Consider the following 23,784-nt stretch of genomic DNA (forward strand, 5'->3'; position numbering starts at 1 on the left):
GATGGCCAAATCCCTGTTGATCATCAGCCGTCAATCGCCGTGGTCCGGCCCCGCTGCCCGTGAGGCGCTGGACATTGTGCTGGCCGGTGGCGCCTTTGATCTGCCCATTGGCTTGCTGTTTCTCGATGACGGCGTGCTGCAACTGGCTGCCGGGCAGAACGCCAAGGCCCTGCAGCAAAAAGACCTCAGCGCCAACCTGCAAGCGCTGCCGATGTTTGGCGTTGAAGAGTTGTTCTACTGCGCCGAGAGCGCCACCATCCGTGGCCTCGGCAACTTCTCGCTAGACGACGCGCAGCCACTCGCCGCCGAGCAAATCACCGCCCTTATTGACCGTTACGACCAGGTGATCACCCTCTGATGTCGACTTTGCATGTGTTGTCTCATTCCCCTTTTGGCGACGATCGCCTCACCAGTTGTCTGCGCCTGATTGGCAGTGCTGATGCCCTGCTGCTGTCCGGCGATGCGGTCTATGCGCTGCAACCGGGCACCGCGCCGTTCACAGCCCTGCAAAGCCGTCAGATTAGATTGCTGGTCCTGGCCGAAGATGCACAGGCTCGCGCCATCGAAGTCCCGGACTGGGCTGAGGCCATTGATTACCCGGTCTTCGTCGAACTGTCGATCCACCACGACAAGGTCAACAGCTGGCTATGAATTCCATGACCGTCGGCGCCCGCGCCATCGAACTGGACAAGGACGGCTTTCTCGTCGACCTGAGCGACTGGTCTGCCGACGTTGCCAGCGCCCTCGCCGCCGCCGAAGAGATCGAGTTGACACCGGAGCACTGGGAAGTCCTCGAGCTGCTGCGCAGCTTCTACGAAGAATTCCAGCTGTCCCCGGCCACACGGCCATTGATCAAGTACACCGCGTTGAAACTCGGCCCGGACAAAGGCAACAGCCTCCACCTGAACCGACTGTTCAAAGGCACCCCCGCCAAACTCGCCGCGAAACTGGCGGGCCTGCCCAAACCGACGAATTGCTTATGACCGACTTTCCAGCGCTGACCCTCGAAACGCCCGCCGAGCATCCCTTCGCCCAGTTCGTGCGCATCCTCGGCAAAGGTAAACGTGGCGCTCGCGACCTGACTCGTGAAGAAGCCCGCGAAGCCATGGGCATGGTGCTCGACGACAAGGTTGAAGACACCCAGCTCGGTGCATTCCTGATGTTGTTGCGGCACAAGGAAGAAAGCGCCGAGGAGATGGCTGGTTTCACCGAAGCCCTGCGCGAGCGCTTGCAGGCACCCGAGTTGAACGTCGATCTGGACTGGCCGACCTATGCCGGCAAGAAGCGCCATCTGCCGTGGTATCTGCTGGCGGCCAAATGCCTGGCACAGAACGGCGTGCGCATCTTTATGCACGGCGGCGGCGCACACACGGCCGGGCGGCTCTACAGCGAGCAACTGCTCGGCGAGTTGAACATTCCGTTGTGCCGCACCTGGCAACAGGTCGGCACGGCGCTGGATAACGGTGGCTTGGCGTTCATGCCGCTGGTGGACTGGGCTCCGCAACTGCAAAAGATGATCGATCTGCGCAATACCCTCGGCCTGCGTTCACCGATTCATTCCCTGGCGCGGATTCTCAATCCGCTGGGCGCGCGTTGTGGGCTGCAAAGTATTTTCCATCCTGGCTATCAGGCAGTGCATCGCGATGCCAGCGGTTTGCTCGGCGACACAGCGATTGTGGTCAAGGGCGACGGCGGCGAAATCGAGATCAACCCGGATGCCGACAGCCACCTCTACGGCACCACCGGCGGCGAGAGCTGGGACGAGGAATGGCCGCAATTGTCGGCGCAACGCCACGTTAAACCGGCGACCTTGGACGTTGAACATTTGAAAGCCGTGTGGCGTGGCGACGTGGTCGACAGCTACCCACAAATGGCCCTGATTGCGACTATGGCCTTGGCCTTGCGCGGCCTCGGTCAAAACCGTGAGCAAGCCTTCACAACCGCCGAGCAGTACTGGGCCGCGCGGAACAAATCGATTTAACCGATCATTCGCGCCCGATCTTTGCGCTTTTTGTTCGAACTCATCGGAATAGACTCGACTCCAACGATTATTGGTTTACGGAGTCTTGATCATGGGTTTACTCGTCAATGGCCACTGGCAGGACAAGTGGTACGAAAGCAGCAAGGACGGCGCGTTCCAGCGCGAACAGGCCAAGCGCCGCAACTGGGTTACCGCCAACGGTGAACCCGGCCCCAGCGGTGAAGGCGGTTTTGCCGCTGAAGCCGGGCGCTATCACCTCTACGTTTCCCTCGCCTGTCCATGGGCGCATCGCACGCTGATCCTGCGCAAGCTCAAAGGTCTGGAAAGTCTGATCGACGTTTCGGTGGTCAGTTGGCTGATGCTGGAAAACGGCTGGACTTTCGACACGGCACTCGGCTCAACCGGCGACAAGCTCGACGGCTTCGACTTCATGCACCAGCGCTATACCGCCGACACGGCCGATTACACCGGCCGCGTTACAGTGCCGGTGCTGTGGGACAAGAAGCTCAAGCGCATCGTCAGCAATGAATCGGCGGAGATCATCCGCATGTTCAACAGCGCGTTTGATGATCTGACCGGCAATGATCTGGATTTCTACCCGGCACCATTACGCGGCGAGATCGATGCGCTGAACGAGCGGATTTATCCGGCCGTGAACAACGGCGTGTATCGCGCTGGTTTTGCTACGTCGCAACAGGCTTATGAAGAAGCGTTCGATGAGGTGTTTGCCGAGCTGGATCATCTGGAGCGTCTTCTGGGTGCCAATCGCTACTTGTCGGGGGAATACCTGACGGAAGCGGACATCCGTTTGTTCACTACGATGATTCGTTTTGACGCGGTGTATCACGGGCACTTCAAGTGCAATCTGCGGCGCATTGCCGATTATCCGAACCTGTCGAACTGGCTGCGGGAGATGTATCAGTTGCCGGGGATTGCCGAGACGGTGGATTTCCAGCACATCAAGAATCACTACTACGGCAGTCACAAGACGATCAATCCGACAGGGGTTGTGCCGAAAGGGCCGGAGCAGGATTTCACTGTGGCCCATGATCGGGCGCAGTTGAGCGGCAAAGGGGTTTGGCGCAGAGGCTGATTGATTCGGTGTTTTTGAGGGCCTCTTCGCGAGCAGGCTCGCTCCCACAGGGGATTTGTGCACGACACAGATCCAATGTGGGAGCGAGCCTGCTCGCGAATGAGGCGACTCGGTTTTCAGACCTGCGCCTGAGCCCCTTCGAACCACGCCAGTTTCTCGCGCAGTTGCACCACTTCACCAACGATCACCAGTGTCGGCGCATGCACTTCGTGCTCCGCCACCAGTCGCGGCAGATCAGCCAGCGTGCCGGTAAAGACGCGCTGATTAACCGTGGTGCCCTGCTGAATCAATGCCGCCGGGGTATCGGCTGAACGACCATGTTTGATCAGTTGTTCGCAGATGACCGGCAAGCCGACCAGGCCCATGTAGAACACCAGCGTCTGCGCCGGGGCGACGAGGTCGACCCATGGCAGATCAGTGGAACCGTCCTTCAAATGCCCGGTGACAAAACGCACCGACTGCGCGTAATCACGATGCGTCAACGGAATCCCGGCATATGCCGCGCAACCGCTGGCCGCTGTGATCCCCGGCACCACCTGAAACGGAATGCCGTGAGCGGCCAGCTCTTCGATCTCTTCGCCGCCACGCCCGAAGATAAACGGATCGCCGCCCTTCAACCGCACCACACGTTTGCCGGCCTTGGCCAGATCGACCAGTTGCTGGTTGATCTGATCCTGCGGCACGGCGTGATCAGAACGACGCTTGCCAACGTAGACCCGCTCGGCATCGCGACGGCAGAGCTCAAGAATCGCTGGCGCGACCAAACGGTCGTAGAGCACCACGTCGGCTTGCTGCATCAGACGCAAAGCCTTGAACGTCAGCAGATCCGGATCGCCCGGGCCCGCGCCGACCAGATACACCTCGCCGGTGGTGACCATGGCTTCGCCATCGATCTTGGCTTGCAGCAGACGCTCGGCTTCAGCGCCCTGCCCGGCCAGTTGACGATCGGCAATCGGCCCCTGAAACACGTCTTCCCAGAAGCCACGACGCTGCTGCACATCCGGAAACAGGCTTTTCACCTGATTACGGAAACGCGCGGCGAGTCCGGCCAATTGGCCGTAGGTCGATGGAATCCAGGTTTCGATCTTGGCGCGAATCAACCGCGCCAGTACCGGTGCGTCACCGCCGCTGGACACGGCAATGATCAGCGGCGAACGATCGACGATCGCCGGGAAGATCACGCTGCACAAGGCCGGCGCATCGACCACGTTGACCGGCACGCAGCGCTTGTGAGCATCGGTGGAAACCTGTGCGTTGAGCATCTCATCGTCGGTAGCGGCAATGATCAGCCCGCAACCGTCCAGATCCGCCTCAACGTAACCGCGCAACAGGCATTCACCGCCAGAAGCAGTAACCAGTTCACGCAGTTGCGTTTCAATTTCAGGTGCGACCACCCGCAGCAGCGCACCGGCATCGGCCAGCAGGCGGGATTTGCGCAAGGCAATTTCCCCTCCACCGACGACCAACACACGACTGCCGCGCAGGTTGTGAAACAGCGGCAGATATTTCATTTAGCCGATGACCTCAAGGCCACCCATGTACGGCTTGAGCACGTCCGGCACACGGATCGAACCGTCGGCCTGCTGGTAGTTTTCCAGCACGGCAACCAGCGTACGGCCAACAGCCAGACCGGAGCCGTTCAAGGTGTGTACCAGTTCCGGCTTGCCGGTTTCCGGGTTGCGGAAACGCGCTTGCATACGACGGGCCTGGAAGTCGCCGCAGTTCGAGCACGAGGAGATTTCGCGGTACTTGTCCTGGCTCGGAATCCACACTTCGAGGTCATAAGTCTTGACCGCGCTGAAGCCCATGTCGCCGGTGCACAGCGCCAGGGTGCGGTAAGGCAGACCGAGCAGTTGCAGGACTTTTTCGGCGTTGGCGGTCAGGCCTTCCAATGCTTCCATCGAGGTCGACGGCTCAACGATCTGGACCATTTCAACTTTGTCGAACTGGTGCTGACGGATCATGCCGCGCGTGTCGCGACCCGATGCGCCGGCTTCACTGCGGAAGCAAGGGGTATGCGCGACGAACTTGATCGGCAGCAGTTTCGAGTCGACGATTTCGCCGGCAATGATGTTGGTCAGCGATACTTCGGCGGTCGGGATCAGATACAGATCGGCTTCGCCTTCGCGAGCGATCTTGAACAGGTCTTCTTCGAACTTCGGCAGTTGACCGGTGCCTTGCAGTGCCGGCGCCTGAACCAGATAAGGCGTGTAAGCCTCCTCGTAGCCGTGCTCGTTGACGTGCAGGTTGATCATGAACTGCGCCAGTGCGCGGTGCAGACGGGCGATCGGGCCACGCAGCAGGGCGAAACGCGCGCCGGACAGTTTGGCGGCGGTTTCAAAGTCCAGCCAGCCGAACTTCTCGCCCAGCGCCACGTGGTCTTTCACTTCGAAATCGAATGCTGTCGGCGTGCCCCAGCGGCGCACTTCGACGTTGTCGTCTTCGTCTTTGCCGACTGGTACGGATTCGTGTGGCAGGTTGGGAATGCCGAGCAGGATCGAGTCCAGTTCGGTCTGGATCGCGTCCAGCTCGACTTTACCGGCACTCAGTTCGCCCGCCATGCGCTCGACGTCCGCCATCAACGGCGCGATGTCTTCGCCGCGCTGCTTGGCCTGACCGATGGATTTGGAACGCGCGTTACGCTCAGCCTGCAGTGCTTCGGTGCGGGTCTGGACGGTCTTGCGCTGTTCTTCCAGCGCTTCGATGCGCGCGGTATCCAGGGCAAAGCCACGGGAAGCCAAGCGGTCCGCTACGTCCTGAAGGTTGCTACGTAACAGTTTGGAATCGAGCATGTCGGTTTCTCGTTATCAAAGTTTGGTCAAAGACAGGCCAGCCCACGTCGCGAGCAGCCCGCCGAATACGCTGAGTGCCGCATAGCCCAGGGCCAGCAGCACTTGCCCGCTTTCCAGCAAGCGCACCGTATCCAGTGAAAAGGATGAAAAAGTCGTCAGCCCCCCGAGGAAGCCAACCATCAACCCGGCGCGCACCTCGATCGGCACCTCCGGGCGTATCAAAAACAGGCCGTACAACACGCCAATCAGCAGACAGCCCACGATATTAACGGCCAGCGTCGCGGTATAGAAGTGCCGCGGCCAATTGGCGTTGACCCAATTGCCGGTGGCGAAGCGCAACAAGGTGCCGGCGACACCGCCGACGGAGACCGCAACAATCAATGGAAGCACTATTTTCTCCGCTGCCGAGGGCTTAAACGATCGAGTTGAGCGAGGTGGTTGAGCTTCTCGCCGATCTTCAACTCCAGGCCGCGCGGCACCGGTTGGTAGAACGGGATGGGATCAAGCTCTTCCGGGAAGTAGTCTTCGCCGGCGGCGTAGGCGTCCGGTTCGTCGTGGGCGTAGCGGTATTCGTCACCGTAGCCCAATTGTTTCATCAGTTTGGTTGGCGCATTGCGCAGGTGCAGCGGCACTTCCAGCGAGCCGTTTTCAGCGGCGGCACGCAGAGCGGTTTTGAAGCCCATGTACACCGCGTTGCTTTTCGGCGCACAGGCCAGATAGGTGATGGCTTGAGCCACGGCCAACTCGCCTTCCGGGCTGCCGAGACGTTCCTGCACTTCCCACGCTGCAAGACACAGGCTAAGGGCGCGCGGGTCGGCGTTGCCGATGTCTTCACTGGCCATGCGCACCACACGCCGGGCCAGGTACAGCGGATCGCAACCGCCGTCGATCATTCGCGCAAACCAATACAGCGCGCCGTCGGGGTTGGAGCCGCGTACCGATTTGTGCAGCGCCGAGATCTGGTCGTAGAACGCCTCGCCACCCTTGTCAAAACGCCGACGGGTGTCCCCGAGCAGGCTTTGCAGGAGCTCGGTGCCGATTTCGCTGTTGTCTTCAGCCAGATCGGAGGCGTTTTCAAGCAGATTGAGCAGACGCCGGCCATCGCCATCGGCGGCGGACAGCAACATCTGGAAGCCTTCGTCGTTCAGCGTCAGGTTGCGCTTGCCCAGACCGCGTTCTTCGGTGAGCGCGCGATGCACCAGTTTGCGCAGCGCCGCTTCGTCGAGGCTTTTCAGCACGTAGACGCGGGCACGCGACAGCAGAGCGTTGTTGAGTTCGAATGAAGGGTTTTCGGTGGTGGCGCCAATGAAGATCAGCGTGCCGTCTTCAACGTAAGGCAGAAACGCATCCTGCTGGGATTTGTTGAAGCGGTGCACTTCATCGACAAACAGAATCGTGCGCTTGCCGTACTGGCCGGCCTGCTGCTTGGCAATTTCAACGGCCTGACGGATCTCTTTAACCCCGGCGAGTACTGCCGAGACCGTTTCGAAATGCGCATCGGAGACTTCCGCGAGCAACCGCGCCAGGGTGGTTTTACCCACGCCCGGCGGCCCCCAGAAAATCATCGAATGCAGGGCACCCTGCTCCAGCGCCTCCCGCAGAGGCTTGCCGCGAGCGAGCACGTGCTCCTGACCGACGTACTCATCCAGATTGGTCGCCCGCAAACGCGCGGCCAGTGGCTGGGCAATCGGTGCACTGCGAAACAGATCCATCACGTAGCGTTGAAACCTCTATTTTGATCAAGTCGATCATTTGCCCTTGTGGGAGCGAGCCTGCTCGCGAAAGCGGTGTATCAGTCACTATTAATGCTGGATGAAATATCGCTTTCGCGAGCAGGCTCGCTCCCACAGGGGTTTTGGGTTTATTCCTGGATCACGTCAGCACCCTTGGGGATGTCGAACTTGAACTTGGAGGCCGGCACCGGCTCGTTGGCCTTGACCCCGGTAAACAGGATGTTGGTGCGCTGGCCGACGCTGTCGATCAGCTGCATATCGTTAAGCAGACCGTTGCGGAACGACAGACGCAGGTTGTCGAACAGGGTGTCCTTGGTTTTCGGCTTGAGGGTGAAGTCGATCACGCCGCCCGCCTCTTTCGCGCTGATGTCAAAGCTCTGGCTGATCTTCGACACATCACCGGACAGCAGCAGCGCCGGGGTCTGGGTCAGACGCTCGTCGAGCTTTTTGATGGTCGCCTGTTCCAGATCCGGGTCCCACAGGGTGACTTTCTTGCCGTCGGAAACCATGGTTTGCTCGGCCGGCGCATTGGTGTGCCAGTAGAACAGGCCCGGACGCTGCAGGGTCATGTCGCCGGTGGTTTCCTGCAACTGCGTGCCGCTGCCGTCGAGGGTCAGCTGCGAGAAGTTCGCACTCAGGGTCTTGGATGTTTCCAGCAATTGGGTCAGACGCGCCACGTCCTTTTGATCGGCGTGCGCCGTGAGAGTGGTCAGCGCCAGTACTGGCAGCAACATGCGGATAAGACGCATGGGAGTCCTCTTGAATACTCGTTGGGAGAGCGGCGGCACATCATTGTCCCGCCTCTTGCTTTGGAATCAGTCGCGTACCGGGCCTGGGGCCAGGACTTCACGGGAACCGTTGGTGTTCATCGAGGTGACGACGCCGGCCATTTCCATGGCTTCGATCATCCGTGCGGCGCGGTTGTAGCCGATCTTCAGCTTGCGCTGTACCGCGGAAATCGAGGCGCGACGGCTTTCCAGCACAAACTGTACAGCTTCGTCGTACAGCGCGTCGGCTTCCGGATCATCGCCGTCGCCGCCACCGCTGCTGCCTTCAAAACCGCTGCCGGCTTCTTCGACACCGTTGAGGATGTCATCGTTGTATTCCGGTGCGCCGCGCAGTTTCCACGCCTCGACCACACGGTGTACTTCATCGTCGGAGACGAACGCGCCGTGAACACGGATCGGCAGGCTGGTGCCTGGCGGCATATAGAGCATGTCACCATGACCGAGCAGTTGTTCGGCGCCGCCCTGATCGATGATGGTTCGGGAGTCGATCTTGCTCGACACCTGGAACGCCATACGCGTCGGAATGTTGGCCTTGATCAGACCGGTGATCACGTCCACCGATGGCCGCTGGGTTGCGAGGATCAAGTGAATACCCGCCGCACGCGCTTTCTGCGCAATACGGGCGATCAGTTCTTCAACCTTCTTGCCGACGATCATCATCATGTCGGCGAATTCGTCGACCACCACGACGATGGTTGGCAGCTTCTGCAACAGCGGTGCTTCGTCGTGAATGCTTTCGCGCTTGTACAGCGGATCGCTCAACGGCTCGCCAGCGTCCTGGGCTTCCTTGACCTTGGCGTTAAAGCCGGACAGGTTTCGCACGCCCATCTTCGCCATCAGCTTGTAGCGGCGCTCCATCTCCGCGACGCTCCAGCGCAGGGCGTTGGCGGCGTCCTTCATGTCGGTCACAACCGGGCACAGCAAATGCGGAATGCCTTCGTAGATCGACAGTTCCAGCATTTTCGGGTCGATCATGATCAGCTTGGCGTCTTCCGGGCCAGACTTGAACAGGATCGACAGGATCATCGCGTTCACACCCACCGACTTACCGGAACCGGTCGTACCGGCCACTAGCAAGTGCGGCATCTTCGCCAGGTCGGTGATGACCGGTTTGCCGCCGATGTCATGACCGAGTGCCAGAGTGACCGGCGATTTGAAATTATCGTACTCAGGCGTCGACAGCACTTCGGAGAAGCGCACGATCTGCCGGTCTTCGTTGGGAATCTCGATACCGACGGTGGTCTTGCCCGGAATCACCTCGACCACCCGCACACTGGTCACCGCCAGGGAACGTGCAAGGTCTTTGGCGAGGTTGGCGATGCGGCTGACTTTTACGCCGGCGGCCGGCTGGATTTCGTAACGGGTAATCACCGGGCCCGGGTGGATCGAATCCACCGTAACCTCGACACCGAACTCCTTGAGCTTGATCTCGAGCAAATGGCCGACTGCCGCCAGGGATTCCGGTGAGTAATTGAGTTGTTTCTTTTCCGCAGGATCGAGAATCGAGATCGGCGGCAAGGTGCCTTCCACGGCACTGTCGACGAACAACGGCACCTGTTTCTCTTTCTGCACGCGCTTGCTTGGCTCGGGCGCTTTGGCTGGAGCTGGCGCAATGACCGGCGGAACTTGTTTCTCGCGATCGGACATGTGCTTGCTCAGGGCTTGCTCACGTTCGATCAGGCGTTCTTTGACTTTGGCCTGCTCACGCTTGTCGGTGACCGTCGGCGCGACCACGTCATGCACGCGATCATCGACTTCACGCAGTTGCGCAACCAGTTGTTTGCGTTCGGTACGTGCCGACCACCAGCGATTGAGCGCACCTTGGAACAGTTCGAACAGGTCGAGAGTGATTTTGCCGGTGATGTCCATCACCTTGAACCACGACAGGTCGGTAAATACCGTAAGGCCAAACAGGAATAACGCGATGAACAGCAACGTGCTGCCCTGAATGTTCAGCGCGTTCTTTGCCAGATTGCCGAGGCTTTCGCCCAGCGCACCACCGGCACCCGCCGGCAGACCCGAGGCCGCGTGAAAGTGCAGATGCGCCAGCGCAGCGCCGGACAGCACCAGAAACACCAGACCGATCAGACGCCAGGAGAACAGCCAGCCGCTCCACTGCCACGGTTCGTGGCGCTGGCGGAAGATCTGGTAGGCCTTGATCGCCAGCAGCAACGGGAAGATGTAGGCGAAGTAACCCAGCACCATGAACAGGATGTCGGCGCTGTAGGAGCCCGCCGGGCCGCCAAAATTCTGCACGTCGTCGATCTTGCTGTTGTGGCTCCAGCCCGGATCGTCCTTGCCGTAGGTCAGCAAAGCCATCATCAGGAACAGGCACAAGGCACCGATGGCGATCAATGCACCTTCCTTGAGCCGGTAGTGCAACTGTTGGCGCCAGAGCGGAACGACGGTTTTTGGTGCTTCGGTGGATTTCTTCAAAACGCTTCTTTTCCTGCGCCCGAGGCGCGTCCATCTATTGAATGACGATAAAAAACTGCCCAATCCAGGCAGGTAAAAAAGTTGACGGGCACAACTGAGACTACTTTTAACACTGCGCTGCTGCTTTTATAAACACAGGTATCAAAACAGTGCCCGGCGAATATTCTGTAACAGCCCGGCATTGTACGGGTTTGTGCGTCGGATGCCATGCTTCAGACCCCAGCATTGAGCATAGCCAAGCGCATAAAACCTGCGCTTCAATTTGAGCACGCATTGTCTTTTGTGACAAAGGCTTATGAGGTGTATTTGATGAACGTAGCGAAGCATTGCCATCCAGACCTTCTGAACTGTCGCTGAGCGCTCGCCATGCCGGCCAGGCGCCGGGCCACAGCGCTCGGTTACGACCGCGTCCGTCTCGCCAAGTTGCAATGCGGCGAACGTCGCGCAGGATCGAGACGACATTCGCAACGTTTAGCGGCACACTTTACCGCGAGCCCAACAGCTCGCCCCGCCCACCCCTTCTGCAAGCCCGGATGCCATGCTGACTTGGTTACAACGTAACTCCCTGACTTTTCCGCCTCTGGAAAAGGCCATGCGCGACCCCAACGGATTGCTCGCCGCGGGCGGCGATCTGTCTGCCGATCGTTTGATCGCGGCTTATCGTCATGGCTGTTTTCCGTGGTTTTCCGAGGGCCAGCCGATTCTCTGGTGGTCGCCGGATCCGCGCACGGTGCTGTTTCCCGACGAACTGCATGTCTCGCGCAGCCTCGGCAAACTGCTGCGCCAGGCACGCTATCAAGTGACCTTCGATCAGGACTTCGACGCCGTGATCCGCGCCTGCGCCGCGCCACGGGATTACGCCGACGGCACCTGGATCACCGAAGCCATGCAGGATGCCTACATTGAATTGCATCGCCGCGGCTTCGCTCATTCGGTCGAAGTGTGGGATCAAGGCGAACTGGTCGGCGGCCTGTACGGACTGGCTATGGGCCAACTGTTTTTTGGCGAATCGATGTTCAGCCGCGCTGACAACGCCTCGAAATTCGGCTTTGCCACCCTGGTGCGCCACCTGAAAGACTCAGGATTCGTGCTGATCGACTGCCAAATGCCGACCGATCATCTGCACAGCCTCGGCGCGCGGGCGATTCCTCGTCAGCAATTCGCCGACTATCTGGCAAATCACCTGGATCAACCCAATCGTGCCACCTGGGTTTGCTGAGCGACTTTTGCGCGCGTGGCTTACACTTAATTCACCAGCTTATCCCGAGGGTTGATCATGACCGAGTTGGCGCGGTTGAAGTTCTATGCCACTCAGCCTCACTCTTGCAGTTATCTGCCCGAGGAGCAGGCCACCACCCTGTTTCTCGACCCGAGCCAGCCCATGGATGTGCATGTCTACGCAGACCTGTCGGAAATGGGCTTTCGCCGCAGTGGCGATCATCTGTACCGGCCGCATTGCCAGAACTGCAATGCGTGCGTGCCTGCGCGCATTCCGGTGGCGCAGTTCACACCTAATCGTCAGCAGAAGCGGATTTTCAAGCGCAACGCGGATTTGCAGGTGCGCCCGGCCAAACCGCAATTCAGTGAAGAATATTTCGATCTGTACCAGCGCTATATCGAACAACGCCACGCCGACGGCGATATGTACCCGCCAAGCCGTGATCAATTCTCGACTTTTCTGGTACGTGACCTGCCCTTCTCGCGTTTTTACGAATTCCGACTCGACGGACGGTTACTGGCCGTGGCGGTGACCGATTTACTGCCGAACGGTTTGTCAGCGGTGTACACCTTCTACGAACCCGACGAAGAGCGCCGCAGCCTTGGCCGATTTGCCATCCTCTGGCAAATCGCCGAGGCACAGCGTCTCGGGCTTGAGGCGGTGTACCTCGGTTACTGGATCAAGAACTGCAAAAAGATGAACTACAAGACGCAATACCGACCCATCGAATTGCTGATTAATCAGCGCTGGGTCATCCTCAACTAAACCCAAGCCGTAAACCCCTTGGCGTAAACCCCATTTTTCGGGCACAATGCACGCCGCTTTTGCCTGGCGCAGTTGCACCGGGCCATTCATTGGATACCGAGGGCTTTACTGCATGTCGAAAGAAGACAGCTTCGAAATGGAAGGCACTGTCGTCGACACCCTGCCCAACACCATGTTTCGTGTGGAGTTGGAAAATGGGCACGTCGTAACCGCGCATATTTCCGGCAAGATGCGCAAGAACTACATTCGTATTCTTACCGGTGACAAAGTGCGCGTCGAGCTGACGCCCTATGACTTGAGCAAAGGGCGCATTACTTACCGCGCTCGTTAATCAAGTCAATACAGAACGCCCGGTTTATGCCGGGCGTTTTTGTTTGTCTGCGTTTTGGGGTTTGGGGTTTGGGGGCATTTCCGTTTTTTCGGGTGCGGCCGCTGGCGGTTTCGCTCTTACAGCGAGTCCCTTTTTCAAACGCCAAAAAGGAACCAAAAGGCTTTGCCCCTGGCGTACGGCACTTCGCCTAGGCTCAGTGTTCCCTCGCTACGGTGTCCATCCGGGGGCATCGCCTACGGTTTGCTTCGCTGCACCTCCTCTCGATGTATGCGGCTGCGCCGCACGGCGCTGCGCGCCTAACCCCCGGATGAACACCTCCGCTCGGCCTGCCGATGGGGCAAAAGATCAAAAGCCCCTCACCCTAGCCCTCTCCCGGAGGGAGAGGGGACTGACGGTGGTGTTTGGGAGAGGTACGCCGACGTGCGATACCGCGTTGAACTCAGGCTTTGAAAAGCACACAAATCGGCCCCCTCTCCCTCGGGAGAGGGCTGGGGTGAGGGGTGAATCCACCACAAATCCAAAGCCGAGCACGCTGTTGCTCCTCACCACTCAACAGGATGAGCGTTAGCTCGGCTGCAGCTCTTGATCTGTAAGGCGACGTCGGAAGGCTGAGTGGAGGGATTGATCCGGGCGTGGGAGCGCAGCGACCGTTTGGCGCAGCCAAACACAGCGAGAGGAGGTGCAGCGAAGCAAACCGTAGGCGCTGCGCCCGGATCGATACCGCAGCGAAGGAACCCCGAGCCCCAGCGAGCGGGCCGCACGTAGGAGCAAGCGTTTTTTGCTTACTTTTTTTGGCGTTTGAAAAAAAGTGAGTCGCCGTAAGGGCGAAACCGTAATAAGCCGCCACCGCAGCAACGGATATTCACCCAAAAAACCCAAACGACAAATAACAAAAAGGCGCCCGAAGGCGCCCTCTTGATCTCAGGCCATCAGGCCATTTCTGCGGTAGTCTCGAAGTCAAACGTCAACTCACCATCCTTGATGTCGATGTGCACCACACCGCCATGCTCGGCCAGCTCGCCAAACAGAATCTCCTCCGCCAACGGACGCTTGATCTTGTCCTGGATCAGACGCGCCATCGGACGCGCACCCATCGCCGAGTCATAACCACCCGCCGCCAGCCAACTCCGCGCGGCATCAGTGACCTCAAGCAGCACACGCTTGTCTTCCAGCTGCGCCTGAAGCTCGGTAAGGAACTTGTCCACCACACTTTTGATGACCTCATGACTGAGGCGACCAAACTGGATAATGGTGTCCAGACGGTTACGGAACTCCGGCGTAAAGCTCTTCTTGATCACTTCCATCGCATCAGACGAGTGGTCCTGATGGGTGAAACCGATCGAAGCCCGCGCGGCCGTTTCGGCACCGGCGTTGGTAGTCATGATCACGATCACATTGCGGAAGTCCGCTTTGCGCCCGTTGTTGTCGGTCAGCGTACCGTGGTCCATCACCTGCAACAGCAGGTTGAAGACTTCCGGATGCGCCTTCTCGATTTCATCGAGCAGCAATACGCAGTGTGGCTGCTTGGTGATCGCTTCGGTCAACAGACCGCCCTGGTCGAAACCGACATAGCCCGGAGGCGCACCGATCAGACGCGATACGGTGTGACGCTCCATGTATTCGGACATGTCGAAGCGAACCAGCTCGATCCCCAACGCCTTGGCCAATTGCCGCGCAGCCTCGGTTTTACCAACACCGGTCGGACCTGCGAACAGGAACGAACCAACTGGCTTATCAGGCGACTTGAGGCCGGCACGCGACAGCTTGATCGCAGTCGACAGCGAATCGATCGCTGCGTCCTGACCAAACACCGTCAGCTTCAGGTCACGCTCCAGGTTACGCAGCAGTTCCTTGTCGGAACTGGTGACGTGTTTCGGCGGAATCCGCGCGATTTTCGCGACGATGTCTTCGACCTGTGGCACTTCAATGCGCTTCACACGTTTTTCGACCGGTTGCAGACGCTGGTAGGCGCCCGCCTCGTCGATCACGTCGATGGCCTTGTCCGGCATATGCCGGTCATTGATGTAGCGCGAGGCCAGTTCAGCAGCCGCGCGCAACGACTCATCGCTGTATTCGATGTTGTGATGCTGCTCGAAACGCCCTTTCAGGCCGCGCAGGATACCGATGGTGTCTTCCACCGACGGCTCGACGACATCGACTTTCTGGAAGCGACGCGCCAAGGCACGATCCTTCTCGAAGATGCCGCGAAATTCCTGGAACGTGGTCGAGCCGATGCAGCGAATGTCGCCAGACGACAGCAGCGGTTTGAGCAGGTTCGAAGCGTCCATCACGCCACCGGACGCAGCGCCGGCACCGATGATGGTGTGGATCTCGTCAATGAACAGGATCGCCTGCGGACGTTTTTTCAGTTCATTGAGCAGCGCCTTGAAGCGCTTCTCGAAATCACCGCGATATTTGGTGCCTGCGAGCAGAGCGCCAAGGTCAAGCGAGTAAACAACGCTGTTGGCCAGCAGATCCGGCACCTGGTTGTCGACAATGCGCTTGGCCAGACCTTCGGCAATTGCGGTTTTACCCACGCCTGCCTCACCGACCAGCAGCGGATTGTTTTTGCGTCGACGCGCGAGAATCTGCGCGACACGCTCGACTTCCGATTCGCGGCCGACCAGCGGATCGATGCGACCCTGACGCGCGAGTTCGTTGAGGTTGCTGGCATAAGCATCCAGAGGATTGCCTGAAGAAGAAGACTCACCGCCCTCGTCGTCCTGCATATCTTGTTCACCTTCAGAGTGATCGCCATGCCCCGGCACTTTCGAAATGCCGTGTGCGATGTAATTGACGACATCGATGCGCGCAACGCTCTGCTGTTTCAGCAGGAACACTGCCTGACTCTCTTGCTCACTGAAGATGGCAACCAGCACGTTAGCGCCGGTTACTTCGCGTTTGCCCGAGCTCTGTACGTGGAAAACAGCACGTTGCAGTACACGCTGGAAGCCCAGGGTTGGCTGGGTTTCGCGATCTTCGTCATGAACGGGGATCAATGGCGTGGTGGAGTCGATGAACTCCTGCAGGTCGTGCTTGAGTTTGTCGAGGTTTGCGCCACAGGCACGCAAAACGGTGGCGGCAGCCTCATTGTCCAATAGGGCCAGCAAAAGGTGTTCGACGGTCATGAATTCATGACGTTTCGAACGAGCCTCCTTGAAGGCTAGATTGAGGGTGACTTCGAGCTCGCGGTTTAACATAGCTTCACCTCATACCCAAGTGGTCGGCGATTAACCGTCCTTCTCGATTTCACAGAGTAGCGGATGCTGGCTTTCCCTGGCGTACTGGTTGACCTGCATGGCCTTTGTCTCGGCGATGTCGCGGGTAAACACTCCACATACTGCCCGTCCTTCTGTGTGGACGGCCAGCATGACCTTGGTCGCCAGCTCGCGATTCAGGTTAAAAAACACCTCGAGCACTTCGACGACGAAATCCATCGGTGTGTAGTCATCGTTGAACAAAACCACCTTGTACATCGGCGGCGCCTGTAACGCAGGCTTTGCTTCCTGAACAGCAACGCCTGCCGAATCGTCGTCGTGCTCCTGTGGAAGATCCTTTTGGAGAAGCGGGCGATCCTGATTGAATGTTAGTCGAATCTGGCTGATTGCATGCATGGAAAGAAAGGTTCGTCAGTTGTGCAAATACAGTGGTGGGGGCGGCTGTCCACGTTTTCAACTCCGACTGCCCGGTCACCTTGACTATCGGGAAAACGGTGTTACAACCAATAGAACCCACAGTGGGTAAAAAAGATCCGCGGAGTCAATTCTTTTAACGAATAAGATTGCGGATGAATTGGATGATACTCCAGCGATGGAGTCTGTTGCAGAGGGATTTGAGCATGGCTGTCGGCAAGGTGAAATGGTTCAACAATGCCAAGGGTTTTGGATTCATTATCGAGAACGGCCAGACAGAAGACCTGTTTGCCCACTACTCGGCTATCCAGATGGAAGGCTATAAAACCCTGAAGGCAGGCCAAGAGGTGTACTTCGAACTCCTTCAAGGCCCCAAAGGCCTGCACGCAATCGCGATTCAGGACAAAAACACAGTGGATGAAGCTGTGGGTGCAGCAGGAGCCGCTGCCGCCGCAACCAGTGGCATCAACCACGCTGCAGTCGTGAGCTGAGCAACCTCGCCCAAGACACCCGGCCATAAAAAAACCGCCTGACTCAATTCACCAAGTCAGGCGGTTTTTATGTGCCCGCGTTTTACATATGCGAAATCAACGCATCCCCGAAGCCCGAAGACGAAACCAGCTTCGCTCCATCCATCAGACGCTCGAAGTCATAGGTCACGGTCTTGGCACCAATGGCGCCGTTGGTGCCCTTGATGATCAGATCCGCCGCTTCAGTCCAGCCCATGTGCCGCAGCATCATCTCGGCCGAGAGAATCAGCGAACCCGGGTTGACCTGATCCTTGCCGGCGTACTTCGGCGCAGTACCGTGAGTCGCTTCGAACATCGCCACGGTGTCGGACAGGTTGGCGCCCGGCGCGATACCGATACCGCCCACTTCCGCCGCCAGGGCGTCGGAGAGGTAGTCGCCGTTCAGATTCAGGGTCGCGATCACATCGTATTCCGCCGGGCGCAGCAGGATCTGCTGGAGCATGGCGTCGGCGATGGCATCTTTGACCACTACGTTCTTGCCGGTTTTCGGGTTTTTGAACTGCATCCACGGGCCGCCGTCGAGCAGGGTCGCGCCGAATTCTTCGGCGGCCACTTCGTAGGCCCACTCTTTGAAGGCACCTTCGGTGAACTTCATGATGTTGCCTTTGTGCACGATGGTCAGCGAATCGCGGTCGTTATCGACCACATATTGCAGGGCCTTGCGCGCCAGACGCTTGGTGCCTTCCAGCGAAACCGGCTTGACGCCGATGCCGCAGTTTTCGTCGAAACGGATCTTGGTGACGCCCATTTCTTCTTTAAGGAATTTGATGACTTTGGTGGCTTCCGGCGAACCGGCCTTCCACTCAATGCCGGCATAGATGTCTTCGGAGTTCTCGCGGAAGATGGTCATGTCGACGTCGCCAGGCTTTTTCACCGGGCTTGGCACGCCTTCGAACCAGCGCACCGGGCGCAGGCAGACGTACAGGTCGAGTTGCTGACGCAGGGCCACGTTCAGCGAGCGGATGCCGCCACCGACCGGCGTGGTCAGCGGGCCTTTGATGGAAACCACGTAATCCTTGACTGCGTCCAGGGTTTCCTGAGGCAGCCAGGTGTCCTGATCGTAAACCTGAGTGGCTTTTTCCCCGGCGTAGACTTCCATCCAGGAAATCTTGCGTTTACCGCCGTATGCCTTTTGAACTGCAGCATCGACAACCTTGATCATCACCGGACTGATGTCGACACCAATGCCGTCACCTTCGATGAAGGGGATGATCGGGTTATCAGGAACATTGAGAGAATGGTCTGCATTGACGGTGATTTTGTCGCCGACGGCTGGAACCTGAATCTTCTTGTAACCCATGCTGAACTCCATTGTTTGGATTGAACATCTGGCTTGGTTCGAGCGTAACCCAGTTAAATCAACACGCAAACCCTCTGTTCGTGGCGCGCCTACATCTCGTTTCGTACAAGCCTGAAAGCAAAGGGAAAAGCGCCAAACTCAAGCATTCGCGACGACTCTACGCCCCACCCTGCCCTGCGACCTTTAGACCAATGGACGAGAATCGTTGCATATGAACCATCGGCAGATTGCCAGCTACCTATGTATAATGCCGCCCGCTGACCACAGGGTCACGACGGCTGGCCTCTCTAGCACGAGACTTTCCGCCTGATTGGTCGGGTTGTTACCGCAGCCTGACTGCTTGACGCTCTACTGATGCACCCAACATCACCGCGAAGAATCTCGACATTCGGTTCATGGATGACTTTGAACGAACGCGCTTACCCGGCGCCCCTCGAGTTTCTGCGCACGCTTTAGCAAAGAAGAGAGAGTTAATCCGAATATGCCCACCCGCTCGAAGATCATCTATACCTTCACCGACGAAGCTCCAGCCCTCGCCACCTATTCCCTGCTGCCGATCATCGAGGCTTACACCGCCTCGGCCGATATCGCCGTGGAAACCCGCGATATCTCTCTTGCAGCACGTATTCTGGCCAGCTTCCCCGAGCAACTGGGCGACAAAGCCGTAGCCGACCACCTCGCCGAACTGGGCGACCTGGCCGTTACGCCTGAAGCCAACATCATCAAGCTGCCGAACATCAGCGCTTCGGTGCCACAGCTGCAAGCCGCGATCAAAGAGCTGCAAGCTCAGGGTTACAACCTGCCGGACTACCCGGAAACCGTGACCAGCGATGCCGACAAAGATGCCAAGGCACGTTACGACAAGGTCAAGGGCAGCGCCGTGAACCCGGTTCTGCGTGAAGGCAACTCTGACCGCCGTGCTCCGCTGTCGGTCAAGAACTATGCGCGCAAGCACCCGCACAAAATGGGCGCCTGGGCCAAAGACTCCAAGTCCCACGTCGCTCACATGAGCACCGGCGATTTCTACGGCAGCGAAAAAGCTGCTCTGATCGACGCCGCTGACGCCGTGAAGATCGAACTGATCGCCAAGGACGGTACCGCTACCGTTCTGAAAGAAAAAACCACCGTTCAGGCCGGCGAGATCCTCGACTGCGCCGTGATGAGCAAAAACGCTCTGCGCGCGTTCATCGCTGCTGAAATCGAAAGCGCCAAGGCCCAGGGCGTGCTGCTCTCGGTTCACCTGAAAGCGACCATGATGAAGGTCTCCGACCCGATCATGTTCGGCCAGATCGTTGCCGAGTTCTATAAAGACGCCCTGACCAAGCACGCTGCCGTGCTGGCCGAGATCGGCTTCAACCTGAACAACGGCATCGGCGATCTGTACGCGCGCATCAAGGCCCTGCCGGCCGAGCAGCAAGCGCAGATCGAAGCTGACATGGCCGCGGTCTACGCCGCTCGTCCATCGCTGGCGATGGTCAACTCCGACAAAGGCATCACCAACCTGCACGTGCCGAGCGACGTGATCGTCGACGCCTCGATGCCAGCAATGATCCGTGACTCCGGCAAAATGTGGGGCACCGACGGTCAGCTGCACGACACCAAGGCAGTGATTCCGGATCGTTGCTACGCGACCATCTACCAGGCCGTGATCGAAGATTGCAAAGCCAATGGCGCTTTCGATCCGACCACCATGGGCAGCGTGCCAAACGTTGGCCTGATGGCGAAGAAAGCCGAAGAGTACGGCTCGCACGACAAGACCTTCCAGATCAAGGCTGACGGCGTGGTTCGCGTCACCGACAGCAAGGGCAACCTGCTGATGGAACAGGCTGTTGAAGCCGGCGACATCTTCCGCATGTGCCAGACCAAAGACGCGCCGATCCAGGACTGGGTCAAACTGGCCGTCAACCGCGCTCGCGCAAGCAGCACCCCAGCGATCTTCTGGCTCGACCCGATGCGCGCTCACGATGGCGTAGTGATCGAGAAGGTTCAGGCTTACCTGAAGGATCACGACACCACCGGTCTGGACATCCAGATCATGGCGCCGGTCGACGCCATGAAGTTCACCCTGCAGCGCACCCGCGAAGGCAAGGACACCATTTCGGTGACCGGCAACGTACTGCGCGACTACCTGACTGACCTGTTCCCGATCATGGAACTGGGCACCAGCGCGAAAATGCTGTCGATCGTGCCGCTGATGAACGGCGGTGGCCTGTTCGAAACCGGCGCCGGCGGTTCGGCTCCGAAGCACGTGCAGCAACTGGTTGAAGAGAACTTCCTGCGCTGGGATTCGCTGGGCGAGTTCCTCGCACTGGCAGCGTCCCTTGAGCATCTGGGTGTGAACTACAACAACCCGAAAGCACTGGTACTGTCGAAGACCCTGGACCAGGCCACTGGCCAGTTCCTCGACAACAACAAGTCGCCATCGCGCAAAGTCGGCAACATCGACAACCGCGGCAGCCACTTCTACCTGGCGATGTACTGGGCTCAGGCCCTGGCCGCCCAGACTGAAGACGCTGCACTGCAAGCGCAGTTCGCGACCCTGGCCAAAACCCTGACCGAGAACGAAGCAACCATCGTTGCCGAGCTCAACGCCGTTCAGGGCAAGCCAGTTGACATCGGCGGTTACTACCACGCCAATGCCGAGCTGATCAGCAAGGCCATGCGCCCAAGCGCAACCCTCAACGCGGCGATTGCTGCGCTGGTTTAAGGTTGTAGCGCTGTAAACGAACCCCGGCCCTGTGCCGGGGTTTGTGTTTCCAGAGTTCACACAATTCCCCTGTGGGAGCGAGCCTGCTCGCGAATGCGGTTTATCATTCAGCATCTTCATTGACTGACTCACCGCTTTCGCGAGCAGGCTCGCTCCCACAAGGGGATCGGGTTTCAATTCAATATTTGAGGACAACTCATGGAATGGCTCCCCCACATCACCGTCGCCACCATCGTCGAGGACAACGGTCGCTTCCTGATGGTTGAAGAACACAAGGCTGGGCGTAACGTGCTCAACCAGCCCGCCGGCCATCTCGACCCGGACGAAACCCTGATCGATGCAGCCGTGCGCGAAACCCTCGAAGAAACCGGCTGGGACGTCGAACCCACCGGCGTGATCGGCATTTACCTGTACACCGCGCCGAGCAACGGCGTGACTTACCAGCGCGTGTGCTTCAGCGCCAAAGCCGTCAAACATAACCCGGATTATCAATTGGACGACGGCATCGTCGGCGCCAAGTGGCTGACCCGCGACGAACTAATCGCCCAACGCGACAACTGGCGCAGTGAGCTGATCATCCGTTGCATCGACGATTATCTGGCCGGTCATCACTTCAGCCTCGAACTGATCCGCCCTTCTCTTTAGCCTTGAGGCCGCGAGCCTGCTAGAATCGCGTCCTTTTTCAAGACACTCATTGAATCCCTATGCGTGATCCAGCCCCTTCTGACACATCCAAGAAGCGCGTCATTGTCGGCATGTCCGGCGGCGTGGACTCTTCCGTTTCCGCTCTCCTGCTGATCGAGCAGGGCTTTGACGTGGAAGGCCTGTTCATGAAGAACTGGGAAGAAGACGACGGAACGGAATACTGCACCGCCATGGACGACCTGGCGGATGCTCAGGCTGTCTGCGACAAGATTGGCATCAAGCTGCACACCGCCAACTTCGCCGCCGAGTACTGGGACAACGTGTTCGAGCACTTCCTCGCCGAATATAAGGCCGGTCGTACACCGAACCCGGACATCCTCTGCAACCGCGAGATCAAGTTCAAGGCGTTCCTCGACTACGCCATGATGCTCGGCGCCGACCTGATCGCCACCGGTCACTACGTGCGCCGCCGCGATATCGATGGCCGCACCGAACTGCTCAAAGGCCTCGATCCGAACAAGGATCAGAGCTACTTCCTGCACGCCGTTGGCGGCGAACAGATCGCCAAGACTCTGTTCCCGGTCGGCGAACTGGAAAAGCCGGAAGTTCGGGCGATTGCCGAGAAATACGAACTGGCCACCGCCAAAAAGAAAGATTCCACCGGAATCTGCTTCATCGGCGAGCGTCGCTTCAGCGATTTCCTCAAGCAATACCTGCCGGCACAACCGGGCGAGATCAAGACCACCGAAGGCGAAGTCATCGGCCGTCACCACGGTTTGATGTACCACACCATCGGTCAGCGCCAGGGCCTCGGTATCGGCGGTTTGAAAGATGCCGGCGATGAGCCGTGGTACGTGCTGCGCAAGGATCTCGACACCAACGAACTGATCGTCGGCCAGGGCAACAACCATCCATGGCTGTTCTCCAGCGCCCTGCTCGCCTCGGAAATCTATTGGGTCAACCCGATCGACCTGAGCCAGCCGCTGCGCCTGACCGCGAAAGTGCGTTATCGCCAGAGCGACCAGGCCTGCACCCTGGAAAAAACCGCCAGCGGCTACCGCGCCGTGTTCGACGAGCCGCAACGCGCGGTGACGCCGGGCCAGTCCGTGGTGTTCTACGACGGTGAAATCTGCCTCGGTGGCGGCGTGATCGAAGTCGCTGAGCCGTGGAGCGGCCAGGCATGAGCCCGACTCAGGAGCAACTGACGGCGCTCGGCGGTGTGTTTCTCGCCGCCGTACTGGTCGACCGGATCGCCAAGACCGGGCAAACCAGCGAGGCAGGCCTGAGTTGCATGCTCGGCAGCCTGCTGGTGCGCGACCCTAAAGACACGCTGGACGTGTACGGCGGCGACGACATCAATCTGCGCGAAGGCTATCGAGCGCTGATCGGCGCCCTCGAACGCGACCCGAGCACGCTGCAACGCGAGCCGTTGCGCTATGCCCTGTCGATGCTCGGCCTTGAGCGTCAACTGGCGAAGCGTGACGACATGCTCGACACCATCAGCAAGCGTTTGCCGCAGATCCAGTCGCAGGTCGAGCATTTCGGCCCGGCCCACGAAAACGTCGTCGCGGCTTGCGGCGCGCTGTATCAGGACACCCTGAGCACCCTGCGCCAACGCATTCAGGTGCACGGCGACATGCGTAATCTGCAGCAGCCGAGCAATGCCTCGAAGATCCGCGCCCTGCTGCTTGCCGGCATCCGTTCAGCGCGCCTGTGGCGGCAGCTCGGCGGGCATCGCTGGCAGTTGGTGATCAGCCGGCGCAAGCTGCTCAAAGAGCTATATCCGTTGATGCGCAGCGAGTAAATCGCCCTGCAATAAAAGCTTTGTAGTC

General features: G+C 58.9%; 22 protein-coding genes. 13 read left to right on the forward strand and 9 right to left on the reverse strand.

Features of this window, described 5'->3' with window-relative positions; genetic code table 11:
• Window position 1 precedes the first annotated feature (1 nt).
• The 5 genes from tusC (at window position 2) to HU718_RS19125 (ending at window position 3,074) form a co-directional block, all read left to right on the forward strand.
• Window positions 2-358 carry a sulfurtransferase complex subunit TusC gene (tusC, locus tag HU718_RS19105; RefSeq protein WP_186616517.1) on the forward strand — a complete coding sequence of 119 codons (357 nt, stop codon included), beginning with the start codon at window positions 2-4 and terminating at the stop codon, window positions 356-358.
• Window positions 358-651 (forward strand): sulfurtransferase complex subunit TusB, encoded by a 294-nt coding sequence (gene tusB, locus HU718_RS19110; protein WP_186616516.1) that lies wholly within the window; start codon window positions 358-360, stop codon window positions 649-651. The genes tusC and tusB overlap by 1 nt, the downstream gene beginning before the upstream one ends.
• Window positions 648-983: a TusE/DsrC/DsvC family sulfur relay protein gene (locus tag HU718_RS19115; protein WP_102899345.1), complete on the forward strand. Its 336-nt coding sequence runs from the start codon at window positions 648-650 to the stop codon at window positions 981-983. The genes tusB and HU718_RS19115 overlap by 4 nt, the downstream gene beginning before the upstream one ends.
• The gene (locus tag HU718_RS19120; protein ID WP_186616515.1) at window positions 980-1,981 is read left to right on the forward strand and encodes a glycosyl transferase family protein; all 1,002 of its coding nucleotides are present in this window, start codon (window positions 980-982) and stop codon (window positions 1,979-1,981) included. The genes HU718_RS19115 and HU718_RS19120 overlap by 4 nt, the downstream gene beginning before the upstream one ends.
• Window positions 1,982-2,072: 91 nt before the next feature.
• Window positions 2,073-3,074, forward strand: a complete 1,002-nt coding sequence (locus HU718_RS19125; protein WP_186616514.1) for a glutathione S-transferase family protein — start codon at window positions 2,073-2,075, stop codon at window positions 3,072-3,074.
• Window positions 3,075-3,190: 116 nt separating this feature from the next.
• On the opposite strand, the gene cysG is transcribed toward HU718_RS19125, so the two are convergent.
• The 6 genes from cysG to HU718_RS19155 all read right to left on the reverse strand — a co-directional run bounded on the left by cysG (window position 3,191) and on the right by HU718_RS19155 (window position 10,823).
• Entirely contained in the window at window positions 3,191-4,585 is a 1,395-nt protein-coding gene (cysG, locus tag HU718_RS19130) for a siroheme synthase CysG (RefSeq protein WP_150793623.1), read from the reverse strand.
• Window positions 4,586-5,866, reverse strand: a complete 1,281-nt coding sequence (gene serS / locus HU718_RS19135) for a serine--tRNA ligase (protein ID WP_186616513.1) — start codon at window positions 5,864-5,866, stop codon at window positions 4,586-4,588.
• 15 nt (window positions 5,867-5,881) lie between these two features.
• Entirely contained in the window at window positions 5,882-6,256 is a 375-nt protein-coding gene (crcB, locus tag HU718_RS19140) for a fluoride efflux transporter CrcB (RefSeq protein WP_095118232.1), read from the reverse strand.
• Complete coding sequence (locus HU718_RS19145; RefSeq protein ID WP_034155144.1) at window positions 6,256-7,578, reverse strand: replication-associated recombination protein A; 1,323 nt, start codon at window positions 7,576-7,578, stop codon at window positions 6,256-6,258. Before HU718_RS19145 ends, crcB begins: the two co-directional genes overlap by 1 nt.
• 149 nt (window positions 7,579-7,727) lie before the next feature.
• Window positions 7,728-8,348: an outer membrane lipoprotein periplasmic chaperone LolA gene (gene lolA / locus HU718_RS19150; protein ID WP_038369698.1), complete on the reverse strand. Its 621-nt coding sequence runs from the start codon at window positions 8,346-8,348 to the stop codon at window positions 7,728-7,730.
• A 66-nt stretch (window positions 8,349-8,414) separates the two neighbouring features.
• Complete coding sequence (locus tag HU718_RS19155) at window positions 8,415-10,823, reverse strand: DNA translocase FtsK (RefSeq protein ID WP_034155142.1); 2,409 nt, start codon at window positions 10,821-10,823, stop codon at window positions 8,415-8,417.
• 538 nt (window positions 10,824-11,361) lie between these two features.
• On the opposite strand from HU718_RS19155, the gene aat reads away from it, so the two are divergent.
• The 3 genes from aat (at window position 11,362) to infA (ending at window position 13,138) form a co-directional block, all read left to right on the forward strand.
• Window positions 11,362-12,042 (forward strand): leucyl/phenylalanyl-tRNA--protein transferase, encoded by a 681-nt coding sequence (aat, locus tag HU718_RS19160; RefSeq protein WP_016987045.1) that lies wholly within the window; start codon window positions 11,362-11,364, stop codon window positions 12,040-12,042.
• Window positions 12,043-12,099: 57 nt separating this feature from the next.
• Window positions 12,100-12,807 (forward strand): arginyltransferase, encoded by a 708-nt coding sequence (locus tag HU718_RS19165; RefSeq protein WP_016987044.1) that lies wholly within the window; start codon window positions 12,100-12,102, stop codon window positions 12,805-12,807.
• Between the two features lie 112 nt (window positions 12,808-12,919).
• Window positions 12,920-13,138, forward strand: a complete 219-nt coding sequence (gene infA / locus HU718_RS19170; RefSeq protein WP_002553999.1) for a translation initiation factor IF-1 — start codon at window positions 12,920-12,922, stop codon at window positions 13,136-13,138.
• A 929-nt stretch (window positions 13,139-14,067) separates the two neighbouring features.
• On the opposite strand, the gene clpA is transcribed toward infA, so the two are convergent.
• Window positions 14,068-16,338, reverse strand: coding sequence for an ATP-dependent Clp protease ATP-binding subunit ClpA (clpA, locus tag HU718_RS19175; protein WP_016987404.1), 2,271 nt, complete (start codon window positions 16,336-16,338; stop codon window positions 14,068-14,070).
• Between the two features lie 30 nt (window positions 16,339-16,368).
• Window positions 16,369-16,752, reverse strand: coding sequence for an ATP-dependent Clp protease adapter ClpS (gene clpS / locus HU718_RS19180; RefSeq protein WP_011334948.1), 384 nt, complete (start codon window positions 16,750-16,752; stop codon window positions 16,369-16,371).
• Between the two features lie 224 nt (window positions 16,753-16,976).
• On the opposite strand from clpS, the gene cspD reads away from it, so the two are divergent.
• A complete protein-coding gene (gene cspD / locus HU718_RS29845) occupies window positions 16,977-17,261 on the forward strand; it encodes a cold shock domain-containing protein CspD (protein ID WP_141234537.1) in 285 nt (94 codons plus the stop codon).
• Window positions 17,262-17,343: 82 nt separating this feature from the next.
• Here the strand turns inward: cspD and icd are convergent, their stop codons facing one another.
• Window positions 17,344-18,600 carry an NADP-dependent isocitrate dehydrogenase gene (gene icd / locus HU718_RS19190; RefSeq protein ID WP_034155137.1) on the reverse strand — a complete coding sequence of 419 codons (1,257 nt, stop codon included), beginning with the start codon at window positions 18,598-18,600 and terminating at the stop codon, window positions 17,344-17,346.
• A gap of 481 nt (window positions 18,601-19,081) precedes the next feature.
• On the opposite strand from icd, the gene HU718_RS19195 reads away from it, so the two are divergent.
• From HU718_RS19195 to hflD, 4 genes are all read left to right on the forward strand, one after another.
• Window positions 19,082-21,307: an NADP-dependent isocitrate dehydrogenase gene (locus tag HU718_RS19195; protein ID WP_186616512.1), complete on the forward strand. Its 2,226-nt coding sequence runs from the start codon at window positions 19,082-19,084 to the stop codon at window positions 21,305-21,307.
• Between the two features lie 198 nt (window positions 21,308-21,505).
• The gene (locus tag HU718_RS19200; protein WP_102899352.1) at window positions 21,506-21,952 is read left to right on the forward strand and encodes an NUDIX hydrolase; all 447 of its coding nucleotides are present in this window, start codon (window positions 21,506-21,508) and stop codon (window positions 21,950-21,952) included.
• 59 nt (window positions 21,953-22,011) lie between these two features.
• A complete protein-coding gene (gene mnmA / locus HU718_RS19205; protein ID WP_186616511.1) occupies window positions 22,012-23,136 on the forward strand; it encodes a tRNA 2-thiouridine(34) synthase MnmA in 1,125 nt (374 codons plus the stop codon).
• Window positions 23,133-23,756, forward strand: coding sequence for a high frequency lysogenization protein HflD (gene hflD, locus HU718_RS19210; protein WP_150707844.1), 624 nt, complete (start codon window positions 23,133-23,135; stop codon window positions 23,754-23,756). Before mnmA ends, hflD begins: the two co-directional genes overlap by 4 nt.
• Window positions 23,757-23,784: the final 28 nt, after the last annotated feature.

This window comes from Pseudomonas tensinigenes, assembly GCF_014268445.2.
Lineage (GTDB): Bacteria > Pseudomonadota > Gammaproteobacteria > Pseudomonadales > Pseudomonadaceae > Aquipseudomonas > Aquipseudomonas tensinigenes.

What these genes read in the sequence shown, in the direction of transcription:
- tusC (WP_186616517.1), top strand. Translation starts at nt 2, where the DNA reads ATGGCCAAATCCCTGTTGATCATCAGCCGTCAATCGCCGTGGTCCGGC.
- tusB (WP_186616516.1), top strand. Translation starts at nt 358, where the DNA reads ATGTCGACTTTGCATGTGTTGTCTCATTCCCCTTTTGGCGACGATCGC.
- HU718_RS19115 (WP_102899345.1), top strand. Translation starts at nt 648, where the DNA reads ATGAATTCCATGACCGTCGGCGCCCGCGCCATCGAACTGGACAAGGAC.
- HU718_RS19120 (WP_186616515.1), top strand. Translation starts at nt 980, where the DNA reads ATGACCGACTTTCCAGCGCTGACCCTCGAAACGCCCGCCGAGCATCCC.
- HU718_RS19125 (WP_186616514.1), top strand. Translation starts at nt 2,073, where the DNA reads ATGGGTTTACTCGTCAATGGCCACTGGCAGGACAAGTGGTACGAAAGC.
- cysG (WP_150793623.1), bottom strand. Translation starts at nt 4,585, where the DNA reads ATGAAATATCTGCCGCTGTTTCACAACCTGCGCGGCAGTCGTGTGTTG.
- serS (WP_186616513.1), bottom strand. Translation starts at nt 5,866, where the DNA reads ATGCTCGATTCCAAACTGTTACGTAGCAACCTTCAGGACGTAGCGGAC.
- HU718_RS19145 (WP_034155144.1), bottom strand. Translation starts at nt 7,578, where the DNA reads ATGGATCTGTTTCGCAGTGCACCGATTGCCCAGCCACTGGCCGCGCGT.
- lolA (WP_038369698.1), bottom strand. Translation starts at nt 8,348, where the DNA reads ATGCGTCTTATCCGCATGTTGCTGCCAGTACTGGCGCTGACCACTCTC.
- aat (WP_016987045.1), top strand. Translation starts at nt 11,362, where the DNA reads ATGCTGACTTGGTTACAACGTAACTCCCTGACTTTTCCGCCTCTGGAA.
- HU718_RS19165 (WP_016987044.1), top strand. Translation starts at nt 12,100, where the DNA reads ATGACCGAGTTGGCGCGGTTGAAGTTCTATGCCACTCAGCCTCACTCT.
- infA (WP_002553999.1), top strand. Translation starts at nt 12,920, where the DNA reads ATGTCGAAAGAAGACAGCTTCGAAATGGAAGGCACTGTCGTCGACACC.
- clpA (WP_016987404.1), bottom strand. Translation starts at nt 16,338, where the DNA reads ATGTTAAACCGCGAGCTCGAAGTCACCCTCAATCTAGCCTTCAAGGAG.
- clpS (WP_011334948.1), bottom strand. Translation starts at nt 16,752, where the DNA reads ATGCATGCAATCAGCCAGATTCGACTAACATTCAATCAGGATCGCCCG.
- cspD (WP_141234537.1), top strand. Translation starts at nt 16,977, where the DNA reads ATGGCTGTCGGCAAGGTGAAATGGTTCAACAATGCCAAGGGTTTTGGA.
- icd (WP_034155137.1), bottom strand. Translation starts at nt 18,600, where the DNA reads ATGGGTTACAAGAAGATTCAGGTTCCAGCCGTCGGCGACAAAATCACC.
- HU718_RS19195 (WP_186616512.1), top strand. Translation starts at nt 19,082, where the DNA reads ATGCCCACCCGCTCGAAGATCATCTATACCTTCACCGACGAAGCTCCA.
- HU718_RS19200 (WP_102899352.1), top strand. Translation starts at nt 21,506, where the DNA reads ATGGAATGGCTCCCCCACATCACCGTCGCCACCATCGTCGAGGACAAC.
- mnmA (WP_186616511.1), top strand. Translation starts at nt 22,012, where the DNA reads ATGCGTGATCCAGCCCCTTCTGACACATCCAAGAAGCGCGTCATTGTC.
- hflD (WP_150707844.1), top strand. Translation starts at nt 23,133, where the DNA reads ATGAGCCCGACTCAGGAGCAACTGACGGCGCTCGGCGGTGTGTTTCTC.